This window comes from Pseudarthrobacter raffinosi, assembly GCF_023913735.1.
GTDB lineage: Bacteria > Actinomycetota > Actinomycetes > Actinomycetales > Micrococcaceae > Arthrobacter > Arthrobacter raffinosi.
Map to the genome: position 1 here is coordinate 18,586 of NZ_JAMXBH010000006.1, position 22,976 is coordinate 41,561.

Sequence of the window (22,976 nt, forward strand, 5' to 3'; positions counted from 1 at the left end):
CCCACTAGGACAACGTTTGGACAGGTTCCACCGAGATGGCCACCCGGTCCTCCCCAATGCGGGTCAGGACCAGGGTGGCTGTTTTTTGTCCGGCCTTTTTCCCGGCCACCTTGCTTCCGGCGAACAGCTGCTTGCGCAGTTCCTCCGGGGTTACCGAGGTGCCGCGCTTTTTGATGTCCAGCACCGTGATGCCGTTCTCCTTCACCCAGGCCTTGAGCGCCTTGACGTTGTACGGCATCAGTTCCAGGACCTTGTAGGCGCGGGCGAACGGCGTGTCCACCAGCTCCGGAGCGCAGATGTAGGCGATGTGCTCGTCCAGCAGGTGCCCGCCCAGTTGAAGCGCGACGTCGGCCACCAGGCCGGCGCGGATCACCGCGCCATCGGGCTCATACAGGTAGCCCGCTGCCGGACCCACCGGCGCGGCGGGACCGCCGTCGAAGTCTTCGGCGCTGGTCAGCTCGGCGGCACCCTGCGGGCCGAGCAGCAGCGCCGCGCGGCGGATTCCCGGCCGGCGCACGGAGTTGAACCACAGGGCCACTTCGGTGACGTCGCCGCCCACCGATACCCACTGCGCTTCGCAGCCGGCGGGAACTGACTCGTGCGGCATGCCGGGGCCCATTTTTACGCCAACGGCGCGCCCGGTTGCGGCGAGCGATTCCACAAAGGACAGCGGCGGTGAAAACGCCTCAGGATCCCAGATCCTCTTGGTACCCGAGGTGGAGGTGACCCGGCGTGCGGGATCCAGCCAGACGCCGTCGACCCCGTCCAACGGGACGGTGGTGGCGTCGGAGTGCACCACGGTGGCGTTGGGGAAGGGGATCAGGTTGACCGTGGCGCAGGCGGCCGTGGTTTCGTCCATTTCCACGGCCGTGACCGTGATGTCCATCGAAGCCAGGGCCAGAGAGTCTGCGGCAAGGCCGCAGCCGAGATCGGCCACGTGGCGGACACCGGCCTGCGCAAACCGCTCGGCATGCCTGGCGGCCACCGTGAGACGCGTGGCCTGTTCCAGCCCGGCCTGCGTGAAGAGCATGCTCCGGGCGAACTCGCCGAACTTCAGCTCCGCCTTGGTGCGCAGCCGGGACTGGGTGAGGACGGCGGAGACCAGTGCAGGGGAGTGCCCGGCCTTGCGGAGGGCCGCGTTGAGTTCCAAGGACTTGTCCTCGCGGTACGGGCCCAGGGACGCCAGGAGCTCCCAGCCTTCGCTCGTGAGCAGTGGGGCGATCTGGTCCTGCGGTGCTTGAGCCATGGGTTCAAGCCTAGTGGAGGTAGCCCGGCGGCCAGTTCCCGCTAGGGTTAAAGGCATGGAAGACAGCGCAGGCACCCAGCCGTCCGGACTACCCCAAGAAAGAGAGCCGGACCTGGTGAAGTTTGCCCGCCCCGCGCTGATTGCAGGATCCGCAGTGGCCGTGGTCTGCGTCGCGCTGCTGGTAATCATCCTCTTCCTGGACACGTTCAACGCCACCGTCTACTCCGTGGGCGGCAAGAACATCCAGGATGCCACGGACGAGGCACAGGAGATCCGCGGCCTCTACGCCGGGGCGCGCATAGGCGGCATCATCCTGCTGGTGGTCTCGCTGCTGGCTGCCGTGGGCGGCGCCGTGGTGATGTACCTGCGGCGGGGCGCCGTTGAGGAAGGGGACGACGGCGACGAGGACGTCGATCTCGAAGACCTCACCGGCCGGTAACAGCTGTTCGCCAGCGACATAATTCTGGCACTCGCCTTGACCGAGTGCTAACCAATACATAGAGTCATCATTAGCACTCTCCCTAGGAGGGTGCTAACACATGAAGAGCTGCCAGCCAGGCTGCTGCCGGCACCGCGACGACGGTTTGCCAGCCACGGCGAAGCAGCTCAACTGTCCATGAATTTGCTGACGTAGAAGGAGAGGTCCGAGTGTCGGTCTCTATTAAGCCTCTTGAGGATCGTATTGTTGTCCGCCCGCTCGAAGCCGAGCAGACCACGGCTTCCGGCCTGGTTATCCCGGACTCCGCACAGGAGAAGCCGCAGGAAGGCGAAGTTGTTGCAGTAGGCCCCGGCCGCTTTGACGACAACGGCAACCGCGTTCCGATCGATGTTGCCGTTGGCGACGTTGTTATCTACTCCAAGTACGGCGGAACTGAAGTCAAGACCGGTGGCACCGAGTACCTCGTGCTCTCCGCCCGCGACGTTCTGGCGATCGTCGTAAAGTAACTCTTTGGATCCCCGTACTGCTGTTCCGTCCCTGACCGAACAACAGTGCGGGGTTCTGTCTTTGAAAGGACAAAACCATGGCAAAGCAGCTTGCGTTTAACGACGCTGCACGCCGGTCGCTTGAAGCCGGCATCGATAAGCTCGCCAACACTGTCAAGGTGACGCTCGGCCCCCGCGGCCGCAACGTTGTCCTCGACAAAAAGTGGGGGGCACCCACCATCACCAATGACGGCGTCACCATCGCCCGCGAAATTGAGCTTGATGACCCGTATGAAAACCTTGGCGCGCAGCTGGCCAAGGAAGTAGCCACGAAGACCAACGATGTTGCCGGCGACGGCACCACCACGGCCACCGTGCTCGCCCAGGCCCTGGTCAAGGAAGGCCTGCGCAACGTTGCGGCGGGCGCCGCTCCGGGCCAGATTAAGCGTGGCATCGAGGTTTCCGTAGAAGCCATTGCAGCCCGCCTGCTCGAGAACGCACGCCCGGTTGAAGGCACGCAGGTTGCCAGCGTGGCAGCAATCTCGGCCCAGAGCGACGAAATCGGCGAGCTCCTCGCCGAGGCATTCGGCAAGGTCGGCAAGGATGGTGTGATCACCATCGAGGAGTCCTCCACCACGCAGACCGAGCTGGTCCTCACCGAGGGCATGCAGTTCGACAAGGGCTACCTGTCCCCGTACTTCGTGACCGACTCCGAACGCCAGGAAGCCGTCCTCGAAGACGCCCTTATCCTGATCAACCAGGGCAAGATCTCCTCCGTGCAGGACTTCCTGCCGCTGCTGGAGAAGGCGCTGCAGAGCTCCAAGCCGCTCTTCATCATTGCGGAAGACGTTGAGGGCGAGGCCCTGTCCACGCTGATCGTCAACCGCATCCGCGGCACGCTGAACGTTGTTGCCGTCAAGGCTCCGGGCTTCGGCGACCGCCGCAAGGCCATGCTGCAGGACATCGCCACCCTCACCGGTGCGCAGGTCATCTCCGCGGAACTGGGCCTCAGCCTGGATTCGGTTGGCCTTGAGGTGCTGGGTACTGCCCGCCGCATCACGGTCACCAAGGACAACACCACCATCGTTGACGGCGCCGGTTCCGCAGAAGACGTCGCAGCCCGGGTTTCCCAGCTGCGCGCCGAGCTGACCCGCACCGACTCCGACTGGGACCGCGAAAAGCTCCAGGAGCGCCTGGCCAAGCTGGCCGGCGGCATCGGTGTCATCAAGGTCGGCGCAGCCACCGAAGTTGAGCTGAAGGAAAAGAAGCACCGCATCGAAGATGCAGTGTCCTCCACCCGCGCCGCCCTCGAAGAGGGCATCGTGGCCGGTGGCGGTTCCGCGCTGATCCACGCACTGAAGGCCCTCGACGAGGACCCTGCAGTCAAGGCACTCGAAGGCGACGCCGCCGCTGCTGTGGGCATCGTCCGCCGCGCGCTGGTCCAGCCGCTTCGCTGGATCGCCCAGAACGCCGGTTTCGACGGCTACGTTGTCACCGCCAAGGTTGCCGAGCTCGAAACCAACAACGGCTTCAACGCCAAGACGGGCGAGTACGAGGACTTGATCGCCGCCGGTGTCATCGACCCGGTCAAGGTCACCCGTGCAGCCCTGCGCAACGCGGCATCCATCGCTGCGCTGGTTCTCACCACCGAGACCCTCGTAGTGGAGAAGCCCGCTAACGAAGACGAGCACGCAGGCCACAGCCACTAATCCCCACCGTCTCCCTCACCTCGCTTCGCTCGGTCAGGGAACCCTGACGGCGTGGGCCCACTCACCGTCTCCGCACAAGAACCGGTCCAGCTTCGGCTGGGCCGGTTTTTTGTGCCACAAACCACTCGCGGCCCGCTTTTCCCGCCTACGCGCCCGGCGTCGGCGGGCGTGGCAGACTGATGCCATGCTGCTAGACGAGCTCGTGAAAACCACGGATGCCGTCGCGTCGACCCGCTCCCGACTCGCGAAGATCGACGCACTGGCCGACCTGCTGCGCCGGCTCGAGCCCGTGGACATCGCGGCCGCCGTCGGCTTGCTCATCGCCAAGCCGCGGCAGGGCCGTGTTGGGATCGGCTGGCGCGGTATGACAGCAGCCATGGGGGAGCCGGCCGCCGAACCGAGCCTGACCGTCGCCGACCTCGACGCTGCGCTGGACCGGCTGCTTGTCACCGCAGGCGCTGGATCAGCCGCGGAGCGCGCCGCGACCCTCCGGATGCTCACAGCGGCAGCCACCGAGCGCGAGCAGGCCTTCATCGCCGGCGTGCTGCTCGGCGAACTGCGAACCGGCGCGCTCGAGGGGGTGCTGACGGATGCCGTTGCCCGCGCCGCCGACCGGCCCGTCGACGCCGTACGCCGCGCGGCGATGCTCTCCGGCGATCTCGGCGGGACCGCCCTGCTTGCGATCACGGGAACGGCGGCCGAGCTCGACGCCGTCGGCCTCGTCGTCGGCCGTCCCGTGCAGCCCATGCTCGCCGCAACCGCGGCCAGTGCCAGCGTGGCGCTGGAGGTGACGGGGGAAGCATCCGTGGAATACAAGCTCGACGGAGCGCGCATCCAGGTGCATCGCGTCGGCGACGAAGTTCGCATCTACACCCGCACCCTGGCCGACGTGACCCACCGGCTGCCCGAGGTGGTGGAGGTGGTGCGAGGGCTGCCGGTGCGCGATGTGATCCTCGACGGCGAGACCCTCGCCCTCGACGAGGCCGGCGGCCCGCGACCGTTCCAGGAGACCATGTCGCGGTTCGGGGCGGATGCGGCGCGCGCCACGGTGCTGCATCCCTGGTTCTTCGACGTGTTGCACATCGACGGGCGCGACCTGCTCGACGAACCGCTGGCGACGCGCCTCGGCGTGCTGGAGCGCATCGCCCCTGAGCACCGGATCCTGGGGGAGATCACGGCGGACGCGGCCGTTGCCGAGAGAGTGTCGCGTGATGCGCTCGCCGCGGGCCACGAGGGCGTGGTGGTGAAGGCGGTCGGATCGGCCTACGCGGCCGGGCGGCGTGGCTCCAACTGGATCAAGGTGAAGCCGGTGCTCACGTACGACCTGGTGGTGCTCGCCTGCGAGTGGGGGTCAGGCCGGCGGACAGGGCTGCTGTCGAACCTGCACCTCGGAGCCCTCGACCCGGCCGGCGAGTTCGGCGAACCCGGCGGCAACGTGATGGTGGGCAAGACATTCAAGGGCCTAACCGACGCGATGCTGCGCTGGCAGACCGAGATCTTCCAGGAGCTCGAGGTGCGGCGCACGGCGGGCACAGTCTGGATCGAGCCAGTCACCGTGGTCGAGGTCGCGATCGATGGCGTGCAGCGTTCCTCGCGCTATCCGGGCGGAATCGCGCTGCGATTCGCACGCGTCAAGCGCTACCGCGACGATAAGACGGCGGCGGAGGCCGACACCATTCAGACGCTGCGCGCGCTGCTGCGTTCGTAGTTGTGCCGCTTCTCCACCAGGCGTACCGTGGCGCTTAAGTACCGCCGCACCCAGCGTGCGCGGGCCAACAGGTTGGGCGGTTGGTGTCCGAAAGGGGCCAGATGTCAGCTGAAACAGGCATTGACCAGGGCAGGTCAGCCTTCCAGAAACATCGCTGGACCGAGGCATATCAGACTTTCCGTGAAGCCGATAAGCGTGGCGGGTTGCCGGCTGCCGACCTCGAACGGCTGGCTACGGCCGAGATCCTGACCGGGGAAAGCACCACAGGACTGGAGACCCTCACCCGTTCTCACGAGGAGTACCTTGTGATGGGCGACGCCGAGAGTGCCGCACGGTGCGCGGGCTGGATGGGCATGCAACTGATGTTCCTTGGGGAGCAGGCTCGGGCCGGAGGGTGGTTTGCCCGCGGCCAGCGGCTCGTGGATGAACTGGCCGAGCCCAGCGCAGTCCAGGGCCTGCTGCTTGTGCCGATGGGCCTGGGCAAACTTTACGGCGGTGATCCGGCGGGCGCCTTGCAGGTTTTCTCCCGCGTTGCCGAATTCGGCCAGCGGTTCCACGACAAGGACCTGTCCGCGCTGGGCCTCCTCGGCACAGGCCAGGCCACGCTGATGCTTGGTCACCCTGAGAAGGGACTCAAGATGTTCGACGAGGTCATGGTGGCCGTCACGGCAGGTGAACTCTCCCCGATCCCGTCGGGGATTATCTACTGCGCAGTCATCGGCAACTGCCACCTGGTCTTCGATCTGGAGAGGGCCTTGGAATGGACGGCTGCCCTGGATCGCTGGTGCCGTGCACGCCCTGACATGGTGTCCTTCAGCGGCCAGTGCCAGTCGCACCGCGCCGAACTCTTCATGCTCCATGGGGCCTGGGCCGAGGCACTGATGGCGGCTGCGGCTGCCCAGGGACTTGCCGTAAGGGGTGATCCCCAGGCGCTTTACGGAGGCTACTACCAGCAGGGGGAGGTGGAACGGCTGGGTGGAAAACTGGACGACGCCGAAGCTTCCTACCGGCAGGCGGCCCGATCTGGCTATGAGCCACAGCCTGGCCTCGCTCTGGTCTGGCTGGCCCGCGGTGATGCGCAGCAGGCACAAGCGATGATCCGGAGGGCAGCTGGCGCGGTAGACCTCGCTACCCGCCGGAACATGTTGCCGGCACTGGTGGAGATCGAGCTGGCCGCCTCCGACGTGGCAGCGGCGCGGCGAGGTTTTCAGGAGCTGGAAGCCCTGGCCCACGAATACCCTATGCCCATGATCCGGGCCGTTGCCGGCCAAGCGGACGGCGCGGTCCGACTGGCCGGCGGCGATCCCTCCGCTGCCCTGAAACCGCTCCGGGAGGCGTGGAGACTGTGGCAGGAGCTCGGTGTCCCGTACGAAGCGGCGCGCTGCGAGGCGTTGGCCGGCAGCGCCTGCCGCGCACTTGGCGATGAAGCCTCGGCGCTGATGTACCTGGAGGCGGCCCAGGCTTCGCTCCTGGACCTGGGCGCGGCGCCGGCGGCAACGTGGGCGGCATCCCTGCTGCACGAAGGCATGTTGGGTAGCGGGGCCACGCCAGGCACGGCTGGTCTCCTCACCCGCCGCGAGCTTGAAGTCCTTCAGCTGGTGGCAACCGGAAAGGGCAACCGGGCCATCGCCGGCGAGCTGTACCTGAGCGAAAAGACCGTGGCGCGGCATATCAGCAACATCTTCCTGAAACTGGGCCTGACGTCCCGGGCAGCCGCCACCAGCTATGCCTATGAAAACGGACTGACTACATAGAAATACCCAGCCCCATCGTGCATGAAAGTTGCATATTTTGGCCGACGCGGCCGGCAAGGGCACGGCCATAGCCTCAAAGCATGAACCTTCCAGTACTTGCCGGCACACTTTCCACCGTGCTGTTCGCCGTGGGAATGCTGCCGATGCTGGTCAAAGCGGCACGGACCAAGGACCTGGCTTCCTACAGCCTCAGCAACCTGATGCTAACCAACGTGGCCAACGCGGTCCACACCGTGTACGTTTTCAACCTCCCTGCCGGACCCATCTGGGCCCTGCACCTGGCCTACCTCCTGGCATCCGCGCTGATGCTGGCATGGTGGCTCCGGTACCGGGACGACGGACAGGACAGCCGGGCGGACCAGCCCCCGGAAGGTTCAGCCATCACCATCACCTCGGATACCAAAGGAGAGCAGCCATGAACAACAACGGCGTGACCGGCACGCTGGACACCCTGATCATCGGTGGCGGGCAAGCAGGCCTAGCCCTTGGCCACTACCTGAAACAGCAAAACCGCACGTTCCTCATCCTGGACGCACATCCAAGAACCGGCGACGCCTGGCGCCAGCGGTGGGATTCGCTGCGGGTTTTTACGCCCGCAAAATACGACGGACTGCCGGGAATGCCGTTCCCGGCGGACCCGCTGTCCTTCCCCAGCAAGGATGACGTTGCCGGATACCTTGAGGGCTACGCCGAAAAGTTCGGCCTGCCCGTCCTCAACAGTGTGCGGATCGAACACCTGTGGCGGGACGGGAACCGGTTTGTCGCCGCTTCCAACGGCCGGCGCTGGGAGGCGCACAACGTGGTGGTGGCCACCGGCTGCAGCCAAGCGCCGAAGCTACCGGACTTCGCTGCGGAACTGAACGCCGCCGTCGTCCAGTTTCATTCCAGTGAATACCGCAACCTGGGGCAGCTGCAGGAGGGCCCCGTCCTGGTAGTAGGGCTGGGGAACTCGGGAGCGGAGATTGGCCTTGAAGTGTCCCGGACGCATCCCACCATCGTGGCCGGCAAGCCCGGCGGTGAGATTCCCGTCAAGCACGGCCCGACGGCGGCACGGTACTTCCTGCCCGTGGTGCGGTTCGTCGGACTCCACGTCCTCACCCTCAACAACCCGATCGGCCGCAAAGCTGCACCGGCCTTCACAGCCCACGCGGCGCCCCTGATCAGGACAAAGTCCAAAGACCTGGCCGCCGCTGGCGTCAGGCGCGTGCCGCGGATTGCCGGGGTGGAGAATGGGCTGCCGGTGGTCGCGGACGGGACCCGGCTGGAGGTTTCAAACGTAATCTGGTGCACCGGGTTCCGGGATGACTTCGGCTGGATGGATCCGGTAATGCTCGACGGCGGCGCGCTGCCCAGGCAGCGGCGCGGCGTGGCACTGGATACCCCTGGGCTGTTCTTCCTGGGCCAGGAATTTATGTACGCGGCGGCGTCGGCAACGCTGCCCGGGGCATGCCGTGATGCGCGCTATCTGGCGGGCCGGATCCCGGTTCCGGTCACCCGCGAGTCCGCGTCAGCTGCCATCTGAGGCGCCGGGCGGCGGCTTCGGGCAAGCGCCGGGAAACCAGCCGGTAGAAGAACAGCACCAGAACTGCCGCCGCCACGATGCCCATCAGGTTGAGCGCCAGCTGCAGGGCCGACCCCGTTGCTTTCTCAAACTCGCCCAGCACGAGTGCTACGGCCACAAACCCGGCAGCAGGAACTGTGGTCACGGAGATGAAGACACCGATGAGTGCCGCTGACCGCCGGCTGATGACGGACAGCATGCCCGCCGTGCCGGCCAGAACGGCCACGATCAGGGAATAGGGTCCCGGGTGGTAAATGAACTCCACCGCAGACCCTGTGTCCAGGGTGTTGTCCGCGAAGAGGCCCAGTGCCGCGGAGACCCACGTGGTCAAGGCCGCCAGCAGCATGGCCAGCGGGAATCCCACACCAAGCGCCAGGGCAGCACGCCGGCCGAGTGCCCACTGGCGCCGGGCCAAGGCCACTGCCAGCGCCGCCAGGGGGCCGAACTCCGGCCCCACGGCCATCGCCCCCACGATGGCAATGGTGGAATTCGTCACGATGCCGATGGCGGCGAGCTGCGTGGCCAGTATCAGGAAGGCAAGGTAGCTCCACGTGAGCCGGGAGTCCTCGCCCGTCTGGCGGGTGACCTCGTCCCAGATCAAGGCGTCTGCGCCGTCTCCGGGGGCAGACGCCTCCGCTTTGTCCGCGCGCCGGGACAGGACGAGTTCCGGCATGGAGATGGCAATGGATCCCACCTCCTGCGCCTTCAGGACGTGGAGTTTTTCAAGCAGTTCCTCCACCGCTTCCCTGGCAACCTGGACTTCGATGACATCGCCCTGCGGCGACACGGATGCTCCCGGAAAGAGCGCTACCTCGGCGGTTCCCGTGTGCTCCTTGCAAGCGTCCAGCGTCACTGCCGACAGTTCACTGGGCACACAGATCCGCAGCTGCACAATCACTTGGTCTCCCTTCGCTGGCCTGTGGCCAGCATAGTTTGTGGCGCTCTCCGAGGGGCTCGAAGGCGGCCGTTGATTGGCCATCGGCCGCGCGGCTCCGTAGGCTTGATGCTTTGCTTACCCGCTTGGAGAGGTCCTCTGTGTCCAGTGCACCAGCCGAGGCTGCTCCGCGCACTGCGCTGGACGCAAAAACCGGCGAGCGGAAGCCTGCCCGGAAACCGACCTTCCGTCCCGAAGTCCAAGGCCTCCGCGCGCTCGCCGTCCTGATGGTGGTGACCTACCATGTGTGGCTTGGCCGGGTGTCCGGCGGGGTGGATATCTTCCTCCTGATCTCGGCCTTCCTGCTGACGCTGTCCTTCGTCCGGAAGGTGGAGGCCGGCACCTCCCTCAATCTCCTCCGGCACTGGCTGCACCTCTTCAAGCGGCTGCTGCCGGCCGCCGTCGTGGTGATCCTCGGGGTCCTGGCAGGCACCTGGCTGGTCCTCCCGCAAGGCCGCTGGCCCGTCATCCTGGACCAGGCCTGGGCGGCATTGCTGTACCGGCAGAACTGGCTGCTGGCGGATACCGCCGTGGATTACTACGCCCAGCAGCATGCCGCGGCCAGCCCCCTGCAGCACTTCTGGTCCCTGTCCATCCAAGGACAGGTCTTTATCCTGTGGCCTCTCGTCTTCGCCGCTTCCGCTGTTGTGTGGCGGCTCCTCCGGCACCGGTACAACGCCAGCTACCGCGCCGTGGTGGCAGCCGCGTTCGCCGGCGTCCTCGTTGCCTCGCTCGCGTTCTCGATTGACCAGACGGCCACAAACCAGGCCTACGCCTACTTCGACACCCGGACGCGGCTCTGGGAATTTGCGCTGGGCTCGCTGCTGGCCCTTGCCCTGCCGTACCTGAAACCCGGAAAACTCCTGCGTGTCGTGCTCGGCTGGGCCGGCCTGGTGGCCATGGTCTCCTGTGGTTTGCTGCTGACCGTGGACCGGGCGTTCCCCGGATTCGTGGCACTGTGGCCCACGCTGGCCGCAGCCGCGATCATTGTGGCCGGGCAGAGCGGGAGCCGGTTTGGTGTGGACCGCCTCCTGGGCTGGAAGCCGCTGGTTTCCCTGGGTGACAACTCCTACGCCCTCTATTTGTGGCACTGGCCCGTCCTGGTGCTTGCGCTGGCCGCTACCGGCGTTGAGGCCCCCAACCTCATCCAGGGCGCCGCGATCATCGCCGCCTCGGTGGTCCTGGCCGTCCTCACCACCCGCTTTGTGGAAAAACCCCTCCGGGAGTGGCGCTGGCCGCAGGTGCGCACCTGGCGCACCGCCGTCGTCGTGGTTTCCTGCTGTGTCCTGCTGGCCGGACCCGTGGCGGTCTGGCAGACGAGCCTCACCGCGGAGGAAGCCGCCACCGCCGCCCAGCCCCGCGAGCTGACGCCGGGAGCGGCCCTGCTGACCCCCGGTAACGCCGGAGCACCGGCACCGCAGGGCAGGATCATTCCTGGGCCCACCGCCCTGGACAACGACTGGGCCGGAATCCACCAGGCCTGTACGGGAGCGAATGCCACGGGGGACCCTGTTCTTGAAGGCTGCCGGCAGGCGCTCCCCGAAGGCGAACCCACCAAACGGATCGTTGTCCTGGGTGACTCCCATGCCCAGCAGTATCTGGCCGCACTGGCTCCCATCGCGGAAGCCCGCGGCTGGGAGCTGGTCACCCTGCTGATGCCGGCATGCCGTTTCGGGGCCGAATCCGAGACCCGGAACGCCGAGTGCAACGCCTACAACCGGGCCAGCGCAGCGTACGTGCTGGAGCACCGGCCGGATGCCGTCTTTACCGTGGCCACCCTGACCCATGAGGAAGCCCCGTTCGAGACCGAGGTGCCGGCGTACCTCGAAGGCATCCAGTCCATCGCGGATGCCGGCATCGAGATCGTCGGCATCCGGGACAACCCGCGCTTCACCATCAACATGCCCGAGTGCGTCCAGCGCCACAGTGCGGACGCCCCGGCGTGCAACCCGCCGCTGAACGAATCCCTGGTGGAGCCCTCGCCGCTGGAGAGTTACCGCGGGAAGGTGGACGGGCTGCACCTGATGGACCTGAGCGATTTCATCTGCGCCGGCGGTATCTGCCCGGCCGTGGTAGGCAACGTCTACGTGTACAAGGACGACAACCACCTGAGCCGGACGTATGTGGAAAGCATGATTCCCATGTTTGAGGAGCGGCTGCTGGCGGCGACGGGCTGGAACTGACACGCGGCTTTCGGTTATTGGGTGCCGTTGCTCACAATGTGCTCCCGGAATAGGGGGATCGGCGTGGAGGTTCTAATATTTACTCAAAGCTTTCTGCGCGGTGACCGCGCATGAGGCACCCGAATGTACTAAGGCCCTGCACGGACCAGTCCCGTAATGACGGGCTGGTCATTAGCTGCAACCCCTACCCGTGAACCCGTAACCAAGGTAAGAGGCGCACTCATGACCCAGCCCGAGCACAATCCTTTCGGCTTTATCGGCCTGACCTACGACGACGTCCTGCTCCTTCCGGGCCACACGGACGTCATCCCGTCTGAGGCTGACACGTCTTCGCGGATTTCCAAGCGGATCACCGTTCACACACCGCTGCTGTCCGCCGCCATGGACACGGTCACCGAATCTCGGATGGCCATTGCCATGGCTCGCCAGGGCGGCCTGGGCGTCATCCACCGCAACCTGTCCATCCAGGACCAGGCCGACCAGGTGGACCGCGTGAAGCGCAGCGAATCCGGGATGATCACCAACCCGCTGACCATCGGCCCCGAGGCCACGCTGGCCGAACTGGACGAGATCTGCTCGCAGTACCGGGTCTCCGGCCTCCCCGTGGTGGACGAGGGCATGCGGCTCCTCGGTATTGTCACCAACCGCGACACCCGCTTTGTGCCCGAAGCCGACTTCCCGCTGCGGCTGGTCAGCGACGTGATGACCAAGATGCCGCTGATCACCGGGCACGTAGGCATCAGCCGTGAGGAAGCCTCCCACAAGCTGGCCACGAACAAGATCGAAAAGCTTCCGCTCGTTGACGAGCAGGGCCGGCTCAAGGGCCTCATCACCACCAAGGACTTCACCAAGGCCGAGCAGTACCCGCTGGCCACCAAGGACGATGAGGGCCGGCTCCGCGTCGGTGCCGCCATCGGCTTCTTCGGTGACGGCTGGGAACGCGCCATGGCACTGGTCGACGCCGGAGTCGATGCACTGTTCGTTGACACGGCCAACGGCCACTCCCAGGGTGTGCTGGACATGATCCGCCGCCTGAAGTCCGATCCCGTAGCAGCGCACGTGGACATCATCGGCGGCCAGGCTGCCACCCGCGAAGGTGCCCAGGCCCTGATCGACGCCGGTGCCGACGGCATCAAGGTGGGCGTGGGCCCCGGCTCCATCTGCACCACCCGCGTGGTGGCCGGCGTGGGCGTCCCGCAGATCACCGCCATTTACGAGTCCGCCAAGGCAGCCATCCCGGCCGGCGTTCCGTTGATCGCCGACGGCGGCCTGCAGTACTCGGGCGACATCGGCAAGGCGCTGGTTGCCGGCGCCGACACCGTCATGCTGGGTTCCCTCCTGGCCGGTTGCGACGAGTCCCCGGGCGAGCTCATCTTCGTGAACGGCAAGCAGTTCAAGAGCTACCGCGGCATGGGCTCGCTGGGCGCCATGCAGTCCCGCGGCAAGAACACCTCCTACTCAAAGGACCGTTACTTCCAGGCAGATGTCTCCGGTGATGACAAGCTCATCCCCGAGGGCATCGAAGGCCGCGTCGCCTACCGCGGCCCGCTCGCCTCGGTGGCGTACCAGCTGGTGGGCGGCCTCCGCCAGACCATGTTCTACACCGGTGCGCCCACCATCCCGGAGCTCAAGGTCCGCGGCAAGTTCGTCCGCATCACCCCGGCCGGCCTCAAGGAATCGCACCCGCACGACATCCAGATGACCGTGGAGGCGCCGAACTACGGTTCGCGCTAATTCCCGGCGGTTGGAGCCATGTCCCAACCACGCCATCCCGCCGAACTGAACCCAAAAAAGGACCCTCAGCGGCGGTTGGCGCTGAGGCCCTACGCCCGGGCCGTGGCGCAGGTGCTGCGGGTCAGCTTCCGGGCCTCGCCAGCCGCCGTCGTTATGAAAGTAGTCGGTTCGCTCATTTCGGCGACGCTGCCTTTGGTGACCACGTACTTCGCAGCGCTGACCACCACGGCCCTGGCGGCCGCCTACGCCGGTGATTCCGCAGCAGGCCAACAGGCCATTGTGTACGTCATCATCACGGCTGCCCTGGGGCTCTTGTGGGGCGGCTTCAGCAGCGTGGACCGCTACATCCAGCAGCTCATGAGCTTCAAGGTGGGCGCCATCGTGGGCGACCAGATGTACGAGCGCTTCCTGGCGCTGGAGTTCTGGCGCTATGACGATAAGCAAACCGTGGACCTCTACGACCGGGCCAAACGGTTTTCCGATTCCTATGCCCGCGTGCTGGACAGGATCGCGGCTATCTTCACCCAGTTGGTCTCCGTGATCCTGGCCGTGGGCGCCCTGCTGCTGGTCAGCTGGTGGATCGCCGTGATTGTCCTGGTGGCGATTGTGCCCAGCGTCTACCTGCAGTTCAAGCTCTCGCGCGAACAGATCGCCCACTGGAACACCCAGGTGGACTCCCGCCGGCAACGCCGGATGATCGAAACCAACCTGCTCCGCCCCCAGCACATCGCCGAAATGCGGCTCTACGGGATCGTGGGCTACCTGATGGACCTCCGTTCCCAGCTGCGCGATGCTGACGAGCGGCGCCGCCTGGACTTCCAGAAGCGCTACATCCCCAAGCAGCTCGCCGCCGATGCCCTGCAGTACGGCGCCGAGGTGATCTCCCTGATCTGGGTGGTGGGCCAGATCATCGCCCGTGCCCAGCCCGTTGGCCAGTTCCTCTATGTCCAGCAGATCGTCAGCCGCGCACTGTCCACAGCCAACAGCCTGGTGTCCTCCCTCAGTTCGATCGACGAGGATCTCGCCAACCTCAAGGACTACGAGCTGTTCATGGCAATGCCGGTTCATTCGGACCATTCACCGCCGCTGCTCCAGGCGCCCAAAACTGTGGAACTGCGGGACATCCGCTTCACCTACACGGGCGGCGACACCGAGGTGATCCGCGGCATCAGCATGACCATCCGCGAAGGCCAGCACATCGCCGTCGTGGGTGAGAACGGGGCGGGAAAGTCCACACTGATCCGGATCCTCGCCGGCCTCTACCGCCCGGATTCCGGGCAGGTAATGCTCGACGGCGTCGACCTCGCCGCCGTCGACGTTAAGTCCTGGCACCGCCACCTGGCCGTCCTGAGCCAGGAATTCCTCAAGTACGAATTCGCCACGGCTGTCGACAACATCCGCTTTGGCGACGTGGACCCGCCCCGTGACGACGAACGGATCCGCCAGGCAGCCAGCGACGCCGAAGCGTTGGAGTTCATCAACAAGCTGCCCAACGGCCTGGACAACTATGTCAGCAACTGGATGGAGGATCCGCGCGGCCGGAAGGGGAGCGGGCTCTCCGGCGGCCAGTGGCAGCGGCTCGCGATGGCCCGGAATTTCTACCGCAACGCCACCTTCATGGTCATGGACGAGCCGACGTCCGCTATCGACGCACTGGCCGAGCACCGGATCTTCACCCGGCTTTTCGCGGACCGCAGCAGCACCATCATTGCCATCAGCCACCGGCTTGCCACCATTGAGAAGGCCGACATTGTCTACATGCTCGAGGACGGGCGGATTGTGGAACAGGGCACCCACAAGGAACTGGTGGCGCTGCGGGGCCGCTACTTCAGGATGTTCGAATACCAGCTGACGGTGGAGGAGGCCGAGGGCGTCTGACGACGGCAGGGCCTAGGGTCACGCACTCCACGCAGGAACCGCCGGCCGCGCTGCAAGGCGTGGCCGGCGGTCCCGGATTCGTGTGGCCCCGAGGCTAAGAGGTGGTCACCGCTGTGTCGTCGAGGTAGAAGTACGTCCCCAGCGACGAGTCCTCAACACCCAGGAAGCGCAGGGTCACGCTCTTGCCCTTGTAGGCGGAGAGGTCCAGCTGCTTCTGCAGATAGCCGGCGGACTCGTTGAGATTGGAGTAAGTGGCCAGCGTGGTGGTCACACCGTTGCTGACCGCCTGAACCCTCAGGGTGTCATAGGCCGCGCTGGATGTGGTCTCGTCCGACTGCACCTTCAGGTAGAAGGACAGTGACGCGGTGGCCACCGTGGACGGGACTGCAAACGCCTGGTCGAGCATGTAGGACGTTGCCTGGCCCCAGCCGTTGAGGCCGGCGAAGCCGGAACCGGTCCTGGCATTCGTTCCGGTCTCGAACGTGTCGGCGTGGTCAGAGGTCCAGGAGGCTGCGCCCGATTCGAAGCCCGGGTTCAGCAGCAGGTTGCCGGACGGCGGGGGAGTGACCCCGCCCAGCAGGCCCATGGTCTTGGTGGCGTCCGAAAGCCCTGTGCCGCAGCCCGTGGTGCAGCCGCCCGGCATTGCCCGGGTTCCCTGCTTGAGCGTGGACTCCACCTGGGCCGGGGTAAGCGTGGACGATTTGGACTTCATGAGTGCGGCCAGCCCGGCCACGTGCGGAGCTGCCATGGACGTTCCCTGGTAGCTGGCGTAGCCGGCGGAGCCCGGTGTGGAGGTACCGGTGTTGATAGTGGAGAGGATTCCGCCGCCCGCTACACGGACGTCGCCGCCGGGTGCGGTCAGGTCAACCGTGGAGCCGTAGTTGGAGTAGTAGGAGAGGCTGCCGCTCGGGTTGCTGGCGGCCACGCTCACAACGCTGTTGCAGTTGGCCGGGCGGAATCCGGAAGCATCCTGGTTGCTGTTGCCGGCCGCCACCACCACGGTGGCTCCCCGCGAAACTGCGGAGTTGATGGCTGCCTGGTACGTGCTGCCGCAGGCACCGGACCCGCCCAGGCTCATGTTGATGACCGTGGCGGGATTCGCGTTGGCCGGGATGCCCGGGACGGTGCCGCCGGCTGACCAGATAATCGCATCGGCAATGTCGGACAGTGACCCGCCGCACTTGGCCAGGACGCGTACCGGCACCACTTTGGCGTTGGGTGCGACGCCCGCCACGCCGGTGGCATTGCCGGTCACGGCTGCAACGGTGCCGGCGACGTGCGTGCCGTGCCAAGAGCTGTTGCCGGCTGTCGACTGGCCGCACTCGCCGGCGGCGTACCAGTCGCCCTGGTCCTGCGCATTCGCGTCCCGTCCGTTGCCGTCACGCGCTGCCGTGGCGTCGGAGACGAAGTCGTAGCCCGGCAGCACATTCACGTCGAGGTCCGGATGGGCCGTGATTCCGGTGTCGATCACGGCCACCGTCACGCCGGTGCCGGTAGCAACGTCCCAAGCCCCGGGGACCCGCATGCCGTTGGTGCCCGTGAAATCCCATTGCTCGCCATAGCGTGGGTCGTTGGGCGTGAGAGCCACCGTCATGCGGGCGTCAGGTTCGACGTAGTCGACCGATCCGGACGCCGCAATCTCGGCCATGAAGTCTTTGGCAGCCTGCCCGGACAGGGCCCTGTCCGCCTCGATCAGCGTTCCGCCGGTGGCCAGGGTGCGGAGTTCCTGCACCTTCACGCCCTGTGACTTGGCTGCTTTGCCCCAGGCATTGGCGCGGCCGTTCGGGGTGGCGTTCGCCGTGGTCTCCTTGAATTCGACGATGAACTTCGTGTAGGCCTCTCCGGCGGCCACGTCGTGCACCGCAGTGCCTTGGACGGCGGCCGGCCCGGCTGCAGTGCGGTCACCGTCTTCGGGGGTGGCGAAGACCGGCGAACCGGCGAAGGCCAGGGTGCCGACTGCTGCGGCGAGCGACAGGGCCAGGATGCGGTGGCGCCTGATTGATGAACGTCCCATAGGAGCTTCTTTCTCGGAACGGGCACAGGTGTGGCCCGTATGAAGGGGAGTGATGGGTGGTCACGTGGTGGATCAGGTGGTAACCGAGAGTAAACATAAAGGTATTTTCAAAACTTGTAAATGGTTGACAAAACATGTCAATAAAGTGTGGACTATCAGTTTCAGGATGAACCTAAGAGCAGGCGCCCCACCGCATCCCACGTGGTCAAGTAAAGTGGTCACGTGACTTACGAGATCGAGATTGGCCGTGGCAAGCGTGGGCGTCGTGCCTACTCCCTGGATGACATTGCGATTGTCCCTAACCGTCGTACCCGCGACCCCAAGGACGTGTCGGTCTCCTGGCAGATCGATGCCTACAAGTTCGACATGCCCGTGATTGCAGCCCCGATGGATTCGGCCATGTCCCCGGAGACGGCCATCTCCTTGGGCCGGCTCGGCGGGCTCGGCGTGCTGGACCTTGAGGGCCTCTGGACCCGCTACGAGGACCCGCAGCCCATCCTTGACGAGATCGGCGCCCTCGAAGACGAGGTCAACAGCCCCGCGGTGACCGGCCGTATGCAGGAGCTCTACCGCGCTCCCATCCAGCCGGAACTGATCACGTCCCGCCTGGCGGAGATCCGCGCCGCCGGCGTGACGGTGGCCGGCTCGCTGACCCCGCAACGCACGCAGGAACACTACAAGACCGTGGTGGCTGCCGGCGTCGACATCTTTGTGATCCGCGGGACCACCGTGTCAGCCGAGCACGTCTCGAAAGACCATGAACCCCTGAACCTCAAGCAGTTCATCTACGAACTGGACGTCCCCGTGATTGTGGGCGGCGCGGCCGGCTACACGCCCGCCCTGCACCTGATGCGCACCGGAGCCGCCGGCGTCCTGGTCGGCTTCGGCGGCGGAGCCACCGCCACCACGCGGCGCGCCCTGGGGATCCACTCGCCCATGGCCTCCGCCATCTCCGACGTCGCGGCCGCCCGCCGTGACTACATGGATGAATCCGGCGGACGGTACGTCCACGTAATTGCCGACGGCGGCATGGGCACCTCGGGTGACATCGTCAAGGCAATTGCCATGGGCGCCGACGCCGTGATGCTGGGCAGCGCCCTCGCCCGGGCCGAAGAGGCACCCGGCAAGGGCTGGCACTGGGGCCAGGAGGCCCACCACCTCGAACTGCCCCGCGGAGACCGCGCCAACGTCGGCACCGTCGGACCTCTCGAAGAGGTGCTCTTCGGGCCCGGCCACCACACCAACGGCACATCCAACCTGATCGGCGCACTCCGCCGTTCGATGGCGACCACCGGCTATTCGGACCTGAAGGAATTCCAGCGCGTCGACGTCGTAGTTTCTCCGTACACGGGTAACTGACGGCCTCTAACTGACGGGCGGCCGACGCCGCTGACGTCGTCCGGAGCGCCTCCCTCGTGGAACCTGCCCTGCCCAACTGTGCGGCAAGGAAGTACTGTGGTTTTACCACCGGCAGCAGCGGCAAGGGAGGCGTTCCGTGAACACTGTTCCAAACGAAGGCGGGGTCCTGGGGCCTGCGGCCAGGGAAGCATCGATCGCCAGGCTCAGGGCCACCTCGGAACCCGGCAACGAACTGGACATCCTGATCGTCGGCGGCGGCATCGTGGGCGCCGGTGCGGCGCTGGATGCCGTGACCCGCGGCCTCACCGTGGGGATCGTGGAGGCCAGCGACTGGGCCGCCGGCACGTCGTCACGGTCATCCAAGCTGATCCACGGCGGCCTGCGCTACTTGGAGATGCTGGATTTTGGGCTGGTTAAGGAAGCGCTGCACGAACGTGGCCTGATTCTTTCGGTCCTGGCCCCGCACCTGGCCCGGCCGGTGCCGTTCCTGTATCCGCTGACCAAACCGTTCTTCGAACGGCCCTATGTGGGGGCCGGGATCGCCCTGTATGACGCCATGTCCATTACGGGCGGGCACAGCCGCGGCGTGCCGTTCCACAAACACCTCAGCAGGCGGGGCACGCTGAGGGCCGCCCCCAGCCTGAAAAAAGACGCCTTTGTGGGCTCCATCCGCTACTACGACGGCCAGGTGGATGACGCCAAGTACGTGGCAAACCTCGTCCGGACGGCGGTGCACTACGGCGCCCATGCGGTGAACCAGATGGCGGTGGTGGACTTCCTGCGTGAAGGTGAGCGCGTGGTGGGGGCCAAAGTGGTCAACCACGAAGACGGTTCGAAATTCAACATCAAAGCCAAGCAGGTCATCAACGCCACCGGGGTGTGGACCGATGAAACCCAGGCCATGGTCACCGACCGCGGGCAGCTGAAGGTCCGGGCGTCCAAGGGCATCCACCTCGTAGTGCCCCGCGACCGGTTCCAGTCCACGGTGGGGCTGATTCTCCGCACCGAAAAGTCCGTGCTGTTCGTTATTCCGTGGGGCCGGCACTGGATCATCGGCACCACGGACACCGACTGGAACCTCGACAAGGCCCACCCGGCGGCCTCCAGCAAGGACATCGACTACATCCTCGAGCACGTCAACCGGGTCCTGAAACGCCCGCTGACCAGGGAGGATGTTGAAGGCGTCTACGCCGGACTGCGCCCGCTCCTGGCGGGGGAGAACGATTCCACGGCGAAACTGTCCCGTGAACACATCGTGGCCCACCCCGTACCGGGCCTGGTGGTGGTGGCCGGCGGCAAATGGACCACCTACCGGGTTATGGCCAAGGACGCCGTGGACGAGGCCACCCGCACCATGGATGAGCGGGTCCCGGCGAGCTGTACCGAAACCATCCCGCTGCTCGGTGCCAGCGGCTTCAAGGCTGCATGGAACCGCAGGAGCAGGACCGCTGAAGAGTCCGGCGTGCACGTGGCCCGGGTAGAGCACCTGCTCAACCGTTACGGGTCCATGACTCCGGAGGTGCTGGACATCATCGCCCGGAATCCTGAATTGGCGGAGCCGTTGCCCGGTGCTGACGACTACCTGCAGGCCGAAGCCGTCTACGCCGCAACCCACGAGGGCGCCCGGCACGTCCATGACGTCCTGACCCGGCGGACCCGCATCTCCATCGAGGCCTGGGACCGTGGCGTGTCGGCGGTGCCGGTTGTCGCTAAACTGATGGGCGAAGTCCTTGGCTGGAGCGATGTGCAGCGCGAAAGCGAAATAAAGCACTACATAGCACGCGTTGAAGCTGAACGGCTGAGCCAGCAGCAGCCGGATGACGAATCCGCCGACGCCGCACGGCTGGGCGTGGAGGACATCGTCCCTTTGCGCTGAGGCGGCACCGCACACCAGCAATTCTCCTGACTGAAGGGACACGCCTTGGCGGAACCACTTGACCGGTACGATGCCGATCTCACCACCTCCGATTTGGTGATTCTGGAGTTGGAGGCAACGGACAAGTCGGACGCCGCGGCGCAACTGGCAGAACGCCTCTTCGCCGCCGGGCGGGTCACGGACTTGCCGCGGTTCCTGGAGCACGTCAACGCCCGCGAACACCAGCTCGCCACCGGCCTGCCGGGCGGGATCGGGCTCCCGCACGCCCGCAGCGAGTTCGTCTCGCGGACGTCCATCGCCGTGGGCATCACCAAGTACGGCCACTCCCTGGACTTCGGTGCCGCCGACGGTCCGGCCACGGTTATTCTGCTGATCGCCACCCCTGCAAGCTCGTTTTCCGATCATCTGGAAGTCCTGGCCACCCTGGCTCGCTCCCTGTCCAAGGAGTCCTTCCGGGAGTCGCTGCGGCGGGCCTACGATGCCGAAGTCATCGCCGAGCTCATCAACTCCAGCCTGGTGTTCTTCGACCATTGAGTGGGGCAGGCCCTTTCGTGTCGACTCCGTCGCCACGTAGGGACCCTGCTGCCCCACTCCAAGGCCGGGACGTACCTGGTCGTTTAGTTGTTCTACAGAGGAACGAAGTACGGTTAACACGTGTGGAAAACAGCCCTTAAGCCCCGATGGATCGCAGGCCTGGTCTTCGCGATCGCGGTCTCAGGGGTGTTTGTCCTGCTCAGCCAGTGGCAGTTCGGTCGGTCCACGCAGCCCGAAGTTGTGGTCAGTCCCGCCACCGAGGACGTCAGGATGCTGACGGAGACGCTTGAGCCCGGAGTCTTCTTCCCCGGTTCAGTGTCAGACCAGATGGTCTCCGCCGAGGGAACCTACGACCCCGCAAAACAGGTCCTGGTGCCAGGCCGCCTGAAGAATGGTGCGAACGGCTACTGGGTGGTTTCCGCCTTCGCCGTGACCGGAGCGCCCGCGCTCACCGGCGTCGCTGCTTCACCCCAGACCTGGATTCCAGTAGCCCGCGGCTGGGTGGCGGATCCCGACGACGCCGGCGCACCGCCGTCGGGCGTTGTGAACCTGACCGGACGGCTGCTGCCGTCAGAATCACCGCTGCCGGCCACCGCACCGGAAGCCGGCCGCGCCTCCGCCGTGTCTGTTGCCGAACTCATCAACTACTGGGACGTCAGCATGTACCCGGGATTCGTGGCCGCAGCTTCCGAACTGGCGTCCGGGTCCGACCTGTCCGCCGCGGCGGTTGATGGTGCCCTGAAGCCCTTGGAAATCGGCCCCCAGCCGCCCGCGCAGCAGGTCAACTGGCTCAATCTCTTCTACTCGCTCGAATGGGTGGTGTTCGCCGGCTTCGCCCTGTTTATCTGGTGGCGCCTGGTCAAGGACGACTATCGGCGGGACCTCGAAGAGGAACACGACGACGATCCTCACCTGGGTACAGCGCCCACCCCAGCAACTTCTGAACAGCTCCAACAAAAGGTAAAGCCATGATCGAACCGAAACCGGCCGTCCAGCAGGATTCTCCGCAGGGCAAGGGCAAGAAGCGCCGCTTCGGCGGTACCGAGCGGCAGATCCGTTCCGCCCTGAAGTTCTACAAGGTGCTGGCGTACCTCACCGGCGCCATGCTGCTGCTGCTCTGCGCCGAACTCATCGCACGTTACGCCTTTGGCCAGTACCTGTTTGCCGGTGGCACCAACGCCGTCACGGGCCAACCGTTCGGCTTGGGTTTCGCCGACGCCGAGCCCAAGGGCGTGGTGGGCGGTGCGAACATCTCCGTCGCCGTGCTGATCGTCCACGGCTGGATGTACGTGGTGTACCTGATCTCCAACTTCCGCCTCTGGACTCTGATGCGGTGGCCGTTCACGAAGCTCGTCCTTCTGGCCCTGGGCGGCGTGGTGCCGTTCCTGTCCTTCGTGGTGGAGAAGAAGTTGCACGCCGAGGTGGAAGCCGAACTGGCCGCGAACCCGCAGGCCGCACAGCGGTACTGAACGCTGCAGCGGTGGGGGAGTCCCGCCGTCGGACGTTCACTGCGTCACACCCACGGTCCTGAATGTGCGGCGGGGCAACCGCGCAAAGTAGGC

The 22,976-nt window shown here is 65.9% G+C and carries 18 protein-coding genes; 15 read left to right on the forward strand and 3 right to left on the reverse strand.

What is annotated here, in order from left to right; genetic code table 11:
- Nucleotides 1-4: 4 nt before the first annotated feature.
- The gene (locus tag NG698_RS06690; RefSeq protein WP_252598350.1) at nucleotides 5-1,246 is read right to left on the reverse strand and encodes a class I SAM-dependent methyltransferase; all 1,242 of its coding nucleotides are present in this window, start codon (nucleotides 1,244-1,246) and stop codon (nucleotides 5-7) included.
- Between the two features lie 55 nt (nucleotides 1,247-1,301).
- Here NG698_RS06690 and NG698_RS06695 point away from each other — a divergent pair, with 55 nt between their 5' ends.
- The 7 genes from NG698_RS06695 to NG698_RS06725 all read left to right on the forward strand — a co-directional run bounded on the left by NG698_RS06695 (nucleotide 1,302) and on the right by NG698_RS06725 (nucleotide 8,863).
- Nucleotides 1,302-1,685 carry a hypothetical protein gene (locus NG698_RS06695; protein ID WP_252598349.1) on the forward strand — a complete coding sequence of 128 codons (384 nt, stop codon included), beginning with the start codon at nucleotides 1,302-1,304 and terminating at the stop codon, nucleotides 1,683-1,685.
- A 209-nt stretch (nucleotides 1,686-1,894) separates the two neighbouring features.
- Nucleotides 1,895-2,191 carry a co-chaperone GroES gene (gene groES, locus NG698_RS06700; RefSeq protein ID WP_018773735.1) on the forward strand — a complete coding sequence of 99 codons (297 nt, stop codon included), beginning with the start codon at nucleotides 1,895-1,897 and terminating at the stop codon, nucleotides 2,189-2,191.
- 77 nt (nucleotides 2,192-2,268) lie between these two features.
- Nucleotides 2,269-3,879, forward strand: a complete 1,611-nt coding sequence (groL, locus tag NG698_RS06705; protein WP_058931792.1) for a chaperonin GroEL — start codon at nucleotides 2,269-2,271, stop codon at nucleotides 3,877-3,879.
- Nucleotides 3,880-4,063: 184 nt separating this feature from the next.
- Nucleotides 4,064-5,587, forward strand: a complete 1,524-nt coding sequence (locus NG698_RS06710) for an ATP-dependent DNA ligase (RefSeq protein WP_252608941.1) — start codon at nucleotides 4,064-4,066, stop codon at nucleotides 5,585-5,587.
- A 101-nt stretch (nucleotides 5,588-5,688) separates the two neighbouring features.
- Nucleotides 5,689-7,341: a helix-turn-helix transcriptional regulator gene (locus NG698_RS06715; protein WP_252608943.1), complete on the forward strand. Its 1,653-nt coding sequence runs from the start codon at nucleotides 5,689-5,691 to the stop codon at nucleotides 7,339-7,341.
- Between the two features lie 80 nt (nucleotides 7,342-7,421).
- Nucleotides 7,422-7,760, forward strand: a complete 339-nt coding sequence (locus NG698_RS06720; RefSeq protein ID WP_252608945.1) for a hypothetical protein — start codon at nucleotides 7,422-7,424, stop codon at nucleotides 7,758-7,760.
- On the forward strand, nucleotides 7,757-8,863 hold the full coding sequence (locus tag NG698_RS06725) for a flavin-containing monooxygenase (protein WP_252608947.1): 1,107 nt from the start codon (nucleotides 7,757-7,759) through the stop codon (nucleotides 8,861-8,863). Before NG698_RS06720 ends, NG698_RS06725 begins: the two co-directional genes overlap by 4 nt.
- Here the strand turns inward: NG698_RS06725 and NG698_RS06730 are convergent.
- Nucleotides 8,832-9,800 (reverse strand): DUF389 domain-containing protein, encoded by a 969-nt coding sequence (locus NG698_RS06730; RefSeq protein ID WP_252608949.1) that lies wholly within the window; start codon nucleotides 9,798-9,800, stop codon nucleotides 8,832-8,834. The two genes, NG698_RS06725 and NG698_RS06730, sit on opposite strands and share 32 nt — an antisense overlap.
- A 176-nt stretch (nucleotides 9,801-9,976) precedes the next feature.
- Between NG698_RS06730 and NG698_RS06735 the strand changes: the two genes are divergently transcribed.
- The 3 genes from NG698_RS06735 to NG698_RS06745 all read left to right on the forward strand — a co-directional run bounded on the left by NG698_RS06735 (nucleotide 9,977) and on the right by NG698_RS06745 (nucleotide 15,631).
- A complete protein-coding gene (locus NG698_RS06735) occupies nucleotides 9,977-12,019 on the forward strand; it encodes an acyltransferase family protein (RefSeq protein ID WP_252609082.1) in 2,043 nt (680 codons plus the stop codon).
- A 222-nt stretch (nucleotides 12,020-12,241) separates the two neighbouring features.
- Nucleotides 12,242-13,753, forward strand: coding sequence for an IMP dehydrogenase (gene guaB / locus NG698_RS06740; protein WP_104062565.1), 1,512 nt, complete (start codon nucleotides 12,242-12,244; stop codon nucleotides 13,751-13,753).
- Nucleotides 13,754-13,771: 18 nt separating this feature from the next.
- Nucleotides 13,772-15,631 (forward strand): ABC transporter ATP-binding protein, encoded by a 1,860-nt coding sequence (locus NG698_RS06745; RefSeq protein WP_252608950.1) that lies wholly within the window; start codon nucleotides 13,772-13,774, stop codon nucleotides 15,629-15,631.
- Nucleotides 15,632-15,725: 94 nt separating this feature from the next.
- On the opposite strand, the gene NG698_RS06750 is transcribed toward NG698_RS06745, so the two are convergent.
- On the reverse strand, nucleotides 15,726-17,645 hold the full coding sequence (locus tag NG698_RS06750; RefSeq protein WP_252608952.1) for a S8 family peptidase: 1,920 nt from the start codon (nucleotides 17,643-17,645) through the stop codon (nucleotides 15,726-15,728).
- Nucleotides 17,646-17,867: 222 nt separating this feature from the next.
- Between NG698_RS06750 and NG698_RS06755 the strand changes: the two genes are divergently transcribed.
- From NG698_RS06755 to NG698_RS06775, 5 genes are all read left to right on the forward strand, one after another.
- Complete coding sequence (locus tag NG698_RS06755; RefSeq protein ID WP_252598341.1) at nucleotides 17,868-19,004, forward strand: GuaB3 family IMP dehydrogenase-related protein; 1,137 nt, start codon at nucleotides 17,868-17,870, stop codon at nucleotides 19,002-19,004.
- Between the two features lie 136 nt (nucleotides 19,005-19,140).
- The gene (locus NG698_RS06760; protein ID WP_252598340.1) at nucleotides 19,141-20,880 is read left to right on the forward strand and encodes a glycerol-3-phosphate dehydrogenase/oxidase; all 1,740 of its coding nucleotides are present in this window, start codon (nucleotides 19,141-19,143) and stop codon (nucleotides 20,878-20,880) included.
- A gap of 45 nt (nucleotides 20,881-20,925) precedes the next feature.
- Nucleotides 20,926-21,414, forward strand: coding sequence for a PTS sugar transporter subunit IIA (locus tag NG698_RS06765; protein ID WP_141141159.1), 489 nt, complete (start codon nucleotides 20,926-20,928; stop codon nucleotides 21,412-21,414).
- A gap of 120 nt (nucleotides 21,415-21,534) precedes the next feature.
- Entirely contained in the window at nucleotides 21,535-22,386 is an 852-nt protein-coding gene (locus NG698_RS06770; RefSeq protein WP_252598339.1) for an SURF1 family protein, read from the forward strand.
- Nucleotides 22,383-22,883, forward strand: coding sequence for a DUF3817 domain-containing protein (locus tag NG698_RS06775; RefSeq protein ID WP_252598338.1), 501 nt, complete (start codon nucleotides 22,383-22,385; stop codon nucleotides 22,881-22,883). Before NG698_RS06770 ends, NG698_RS06775 begins: the two co-directional genes overlap by 4 nt.
- Nucleotides 22,884-22,976 lie beyond the last annotated feature (93 nt).

Excerpts from the sequence above, each read along its gene's own strand:
- NG698_RS06710 (WP_252608941.1), top strand. The coding sequence starts at position 4,064 with ATGCTGCTAGACGAGCTCGTGAAAACCACGGATGCCGTCGCGTCGACC.
- NG698_RS06690 (WP_252598350.1), bottom strand. The coding sequence starts at position 1,246 with ATGGCTCAAGCACCGCAGGACCAGATCGCCCCACTGCTCACGAGCGAA.
- groL (WP_058931792.1), top strand. The coding sequence starts at position 2,269 with ATGGCAAAGCAGCTTGCGTTTAACGACGCTGCACGCCGGTCGCTTGAA.
- NG698_RS06775 (WP_252598338.1), top strand. The coding sequence starts at position 22,383 with ATGATCGAACCGAAACCGGCCGTCCAGCAGGATTCTCCGCAGGGCAAG.
- NG698_RS06695 (WP_252598349.1), top strand. The coding sequence starts at position 1,302 with ATGGAAGACAGCGCAGGCACCCAGCCGTCCGGACTACCCCAAGAAAGA.
- NG698_RS06715 (WP_252608943.1), top strand. The coding sequence starts at position 5,689 with ATGTCAGCTGAAACAGGCATTGACCAGGGCAGGTCAGCCTTCCAGAAA.
- NG698_RS06750 (WP_252608952.1), bottom strand. The coding sequence starts at position 17,645 with ATGGGACGTTCATCAATCAGGCGCCACCGCATCCTGGCCCTGTCGCTC.
- guaB (WP_104062565.1), top strand. The coding sequence starts at position 12,242 with ATGACCCAGCCCGAGCACAATCCTTTCGGCTTTATCGGCCTGACCTAC.
- NG698_RS06720 (WP_252608945.1), top strand. The coding sequence starts at position 7,422 with ATGAACCTTCCAGTACTTGCCGGCACACTTTCCACCGTGCTGTTCGCC.
- NG698_RS06745 (WP_252608950.1), top strand. The coding sequence starts at position 13,772 with ATGTCCCAACCACGCCATCCCGCCGAACTGAACCCAAAAAAGGACCCT.
- NG698_RS06725 (WP_252608947.1), top strand. The coding sequence starts at position 7,757 with ATGAACAACAACGGCGTGACCGGCACGCTGGACACCCTGATCATCGGT.